Origin of the sequence: Streptomyces sp. NPDC057638 (genome assembly GCF_042800315.1) — a bacterium.
In the GTDB taxonomy this organism is placed as follows: domain Bacteria; phylum Actinomycetota; class Actinomycetes; order Streptomycetales; family Streptomycetaceae; genus Streptomyces.
The window spans coordinates 1-5,086 of record NZ_JBHVHF010000438.1 but is presented as its reverse complement, the minus strand read 5'-3'; the positions used below and the strand labels follow the sequence as shown (position 1 = coordinate 5,086).

The 5,086-nt window shown below is 71.9% G+C and carries 3 protein-coding genes and 1 pseudogene; all 4 read left to right on the top strand.

Going from position 1 to position 5,086, the window contains the following annotated elements; all coding sequences use genetic code 11:
- The first annotated feature begins 125 nt into the window (after positions 1 to 125).
- Positions 126 to 2,057 (top strand): TIGR03960 family B12-binding radical SAM protein, encoded by a 1,932-nt coding sequence (locus ACFVIM_RS32765; RefSeq protein WP_384309309.1) that lies wholly within the window; start codon positions 126 to 128, stop codon positions 2,055 to 2,057.
- Between the two features lie 129 nt (positions 2,058 to 2,186).
- Positions 2,187 to 3,065, top strand: coding sequence for a hypothetical protein (locus tag ACFVIM_RS32760; RefSeq protein WP_384309306.1), 879 nt, complete (start codon positions 2,187 to 2,189; stop codon positions 3,063 to 3,065).
- Positions 3,066 to 3,491: 426 nt separating this feature from the next.
- Positions 3,492 to 4,217, top strand: a complete 726-nt coding sequence (locus ACFVIM_RS32755; protein WP_384309303.1) for a TIGR03936 family radical SAM-associated protein — start codon at positions 3,492 to 3,494, stop codon at positions 4,215 to 4,217.
- A 289-nt stretch (positions 4,218 to 4,506) separates the two neighbouring features.
- Positions 4,507 to 5,086, top strand: a pseudogene (locus ACFVIM_RS32750) (ribonuclease E/G); the annotation flags it as partial.

Sequence of the window (5,086 nt, the reverse complement as noted above, 5' to 3'; positions counted from 1 at the left end):
GGCCCGTACCGGGGGTACGGGCCCCCGGAGTCCGGCAGGTTGACGTGGGCATGGCGGGGCGATCCCGGGGCGTGGGCCCGGGGTAGGCTTGAGGGTCACCCCTGCCAGCTCACGAAAGCTCTGAGATGTCTCCTGCTGAGTCGGTATTCCCACAGCTCGAAGCTCTGCTCCCGCATGTGCAGAAGCCGATCCAGTACGTCGGCGGCGAGCTGAACTCCACCGTCAAGGAGTGGGACTCCTGCGACGTCCGCTGGGCGCTGATGTACCCGGACGCGTACGAGGTGGGTCTGCCCAACCAGGGCGTCATGATCCTCTACGAGGTACTGAACGAGCGTGAGGGCGTCCTCGCCGAGCGCACCTACAGCGTCTGGCCCGACCTGGAGGCCCTGATGCGCGAGCACCGGCTGCCCCAGTTCACCGTCGACAGCCACCGCCCGGTCAGCGCCTTCGACGTCTTCGGCCTCAGCTTCTCCACCGAGCTGGGCTACACCAACATGCTCACCGCCCTGGACCTCGCGGGCATCCCGCTGGAGGCCAAGGACCGCACGGTCGACCACCCGATCGTCCTCGCGGGCGGCCACGCCGCCTTCAACCCCGAGCCGATCGCGGACTTCATCGACTGCGCCGTCATCGGCGACGGCGAGCAGGCCGTCCTGGACATGACGGAGATCATCCGGGCCTGGAAGGCCGAGGGCCGCCCGGGTGGCCGCGAGGAGGTCCTCTTCCGGCTGGCCAGGACCGGCGGGGTGTACGTGCCGGGCTTCTACGACGTCGAGTACCTGCCCGACGGCAGGATCGGCCGGGTCGTGCCCAACCGCTCCGGCGTCCCGTGGCGGGTCTCCAAGCACACCGTCATGGACCTGGACGAGTGGCCCTACCCCAAGCAGCCCCTGGTCCCGCTCGCCGAGACCGTGCACGAGCGGATGTCCGTGGAGATCTTCCGCGGCTGCACCCGGGGCTGCCGCTTCTGCCAGGCGGGCATGATCACCCGCCCGGTCCGTGAGCGCAGCATCACCGGCATCGGCGAGATGGTGGACAAGGGTCTGAAGGCCACCGGCTTCGAGGAGGTCGGTCTGCTCTCGCTCTCCAGCGCCGACCACTCCGAGATCGGCGACATCGCCAAGGGCCTCGCGGACCGGTACACCGAGGACAAGATCGGCCTCTCGCTGCCCTCGACCCGGGTCGACGCGTTCAATGTCGACCTCGCCAACGAGCTGACCCGCAACGGCCGTCGCTCCGGCCTCACCTTCGCCCCCGAAGGCGGCTCCGAGCGGATGCGCAAGGTCATCAACAAGATGGTCTCGGAGGAGGACCTGATCCGCACGGTCGCCACCGCCTACGGCAACGGCTGGCGTCAGGTGAAGCTCTACTTCATGTGCGGTCTGCCCACCGAGACCGACGAGGACGTCCTCCAGATCGGCGACATGGCGGTCAACGTGATCGCCAAGGGCCGTGAGGTCTCCGGCTCCAACGACATCCGCTGCACGGTCTCCATCGGCGGTTTCGTCCCCAAGCCGCACACGCCGTTCCAGTGGGCCCCGCAGCTCAGCGCGGAGGCCACCGACGCCCGGCTGGAGAAGCTCCGCGACAAGATCCGCGGCGACAAGAAGTACGGCCGCTCGATCGGCTTCCGCTACCACGACGGCAAGCCCGGCATCGTCGAGGGCCTCCTCTCGCGCGGTGACCGCCGTATCGGCGCCGTCATCCGCGCGGTGTACGAGGACGGCGGCCGGTTCGACGGCTGGCGCGAACACTTCTCGTACGACCGCTGGATGACCTGCGCGGACAAGACCCTCCCCGGGTTCGGCGTGGACGTCGACTGGTACACCACCCGGGAGCGGACCTACGAGGAGGTCCTGCCCTGGGACCACCTGGACTCCGGCCTCGACAAGGACTGGCTCTGGGAGGACTGGCAGGACGCCCTCGACGAGACCGAGGTCGAGGACTGCCGCTGGACGCCGTGCTTCGACTGCGGTGTCTGCCCGCAGATGCAGACCGAGATCCAGATCGGCCCCACGGGCAAGAAGCTGCTGCCCCTGTCGGTGGTCACCAAGTAGGCGGTAGCGGCAGGAGAGGACCGGGCCCGTGCGCGTCAGTCCACGCGTACGGGTCCGGCCCGTCTCCGGTACCGGGGCCCGGGGTTAGCCTGGGCCCTCGGTCCGGGGGATGAGCGTCGGGGGGACGGCATGGGGGTCGCACCAGCAGAAGGCGGGGACGGGGACTTCCTGCTCCAGCCACCCGCCGGGGTGCACAACGCGGTGGACGGCGAGGTCGCCGGACCGGTCGTCCAGGCCGGGATGATCCAGCACCTCACCGTCCACTACCAGGGCGAACCCGCGGCGCGTCAGGACGATGAGGCCGTGCCGGTCCTCGAACTCGGCGCCACGGTGCCCCGGACGCGCGCGGACATCGAGCGGACCCGGCGAAGGCGGCCCAACCTCTGGGAGTACCTCCTGTACGCCGGGGAGCTCCGGGTGGGACTGGCGGAGCTGGAGACGAAGCGCCTCGACCACAGCCTCGGGCATCGGATCGCGGGCCAGGTGATCCAGGACGAGCTCAGTGCGAGCAGACATCTCGCGATGGAGTTCCGGGAGCTTCTGGACGTCGCTCATGGTGTGGCGGTGTGGATGTCCAAGGAGGCGCAGGAGAAGGCGTTCGGGCCGCCGGGAGTGCCGGGGGATCCCGAACTGATCACGCATATCGCCCGTCGGCTCCTGAGTACCTACGAGTCGCTGATGGACCGCGCCATCGCGCTGCGCTCGGTGCGACCCCCCAGCCGGATGGCGACCTTGTTCGAGATCGCCTCCCGCTATCCGCAGGCGGCCATCGACGGGTTCGACGCGTTCGTGGAGACCCTGGTGCGGCAGGTGGACCACGCTTCGACGGTCCTGGCCCGGCAGGACGGGACGGCGGCCCATATCGAAGTGGTGTACACGATGACGATCGACCCCGAGGTCATCCGGCGATTCAACGACGAACAGCACCGACTGGCTCCTGAGCGGTTCCCGCCGGCGGAGCCGCCGCGCGGCCGCCCCGCCCGGCGCCGGTGGTGGCAGGGGGGCTGACCGGCGGGTCGGACGGGCGCCGTGCGCGTGGTTCCCCCGAGCGCGGGCGGCGGCACCGGGCGGGAGCCGTGCGCGCGTGGTGTGGGGACGGGGGTACGGAACGTACCCGCCATGTCCGGGTGCTTCCCGGGGCGGGAGAGCCTCCGCCGACAGCCCCCGGAGGCGCGGAGCGGTGCGCACGGCAGTGGATCGCGGAGGTCAGGGGAGAGCACGGTCGGACCGGCGCGTACTCTGGGAGGTACGACGACCGTCCCCGGCGTGACGGCCGAACCCGAGATCTCCCCGCTCGCGCGGGGGTGAGCCGGGCGGGCCCGCGGGGGGCACCCCCCGCTTCCGAGGGCGGGCGCGACACCCGTGCCCGTCCCGCACCGAGGAGAAGAACCACTGGGCAAGCGACAGCCCGAAGGCCCGCCGCCCGCACCGGCGGTGCAGCGCATCCGACTGCGTTACACCAAGCGCGGCCGCCTCCGGTTCACCAGCCACCGTGACTTCCAGCGCGCCTTCGAGCGTGCGCTGAGGCGCGCCGAGGTGCCCATGGCGTACTCGGCGGGCTTCACCCCGCACCCGAAGGTGTCGTACGCCAATGCCGCACCCACCGGCACGGGCAGCGAGGCCGAGTATCTGGAGATCGCCCTCACGCAGCGCCGCGAACCGGCGACGCTGCGCGCACTGCTCGACGAGTCACTGCCGGACGGGCTGGACATCGTCGACGCCGTCGAGGCCCGTACCCCGGGCCTGGCCGACCGGCTCACCGCCTCCGTGTGGGAGCTGCGGCTGGACGGCGTCGAGCCCGAGGCGGCCGAGCGGGCCGCGGCCGCGTTCCTCGCGGCCGGGACCGTGGAGGTCCAGCGCATGGCCAAGAACGGCATGCGGACCTTTGACGCACGGGGTGCCGTGGCCGGGCTCGACGTGGTCCGTCCACAGGCCGATAGGCCGGTGGAGGGGCCCTGTGCGATACTGCGGCTGGTTGTTCGGCACGTGACACCTGCCGTGCGACCCGACGACGTCCTGTCCGGCCTCCGCGCTGTGGCCGACCTGGCGCCGCCGGTCCCCGCTGCGGTGACCAGGCTGGCGCAGGGGCTCTTCGACGAGGAGACCGGCACGGTGACCGACCCGCTCGCGCTCGACCGCGAGGAAGTTCCGGCCGCTTAATCCACGGCCGTCGGGACCGCCTCCCTCTTGTCGCGAGGTTTCCGGTCCCGCCGCGCGCACAGGCAGTCGTCGCAGCGCGGCCCTCGTACTCGGGAGCCACCAGGGTCGGGCCGCGTGAAAACCAGAAGACTTTCGCCAGGCCGTGCGTACCCCGCGTACGGAACCGGTGAGCCAGACATAACAGCTCCCGTGTGGCGCCCGCGCCCCGGACGGCGGCCCCGCGATGAGCGGCCGACGCCGGACCGGAAGGAGGCGCGGCGCCCGGGAGCGTGACGGGAGAACCGCCCGCATGCACGAGTCGAACGAACCCGGTGTGACCGGGGACATCAACGAAGAGCCGAACAACACCCCCAGCGACACGCTGCCGCCGCGCCGCCGTCGCCGTGCGGCGTCGCGTCCGGCCGGTCCGCCCGGCGGCGCCGAGGCTCCGGCCACCGCCGCCGAGCAGCCCGCCGCTGAGGCGGTGGCAGAGCCTGTCGCCGAGGAGGCGCCCGCGCCGCGTGCGCGTCGTCGGGCGACGCGTAAGGCGACGGTCGCGGCTGAGGTTCCGGCTGAGGTGATCGAGCAGCCCGCTGAGCCTGTGGCCGAGGAGTCGGCCGCGCCGCGTCGTACCCGTCGCCGGGCGTCCGCGCCCGCCGGTTCTCCGGTCGCCGAGGCTTCGGCCGAGGTCGCCGAGCAGTCCGCTGAGGTCGCCGCTGAGCCTGTGGCCGAGGAGTCCGCCGCCCCGCGTCGTACCCGGCGCCGCGCGTCCGCGCCCGCCGGTTCTCCGGTCGCCGCCGCCGAGCAGTCCGCCGCTGAGGCCGTGGCTGAGGCCGTGGCAGAGCCTGTCGCCGAGGAGGCGCCCGCGCCGCGTGCGCGTCGTCGGGCGA

What these genes read in the sequence shown, in the direction of transcription:
- ACFVIM_RS32765 (WP_384309309.1), top strand. Translation starts at nt 126, where the DNA reads ATGTCTCCTGCTGAGTCGGTATTCCCACAGCTCGAAGCTCTGCTCCCG.
- ACFVIM_RS32760 (WP_384309306.1), top strand. Translation starts at nt 2,187, where the DNA reads ATGGGGGTCGCACCAGCAGAAGGCGGGGACGGGGACTTCCTGCTCCAG.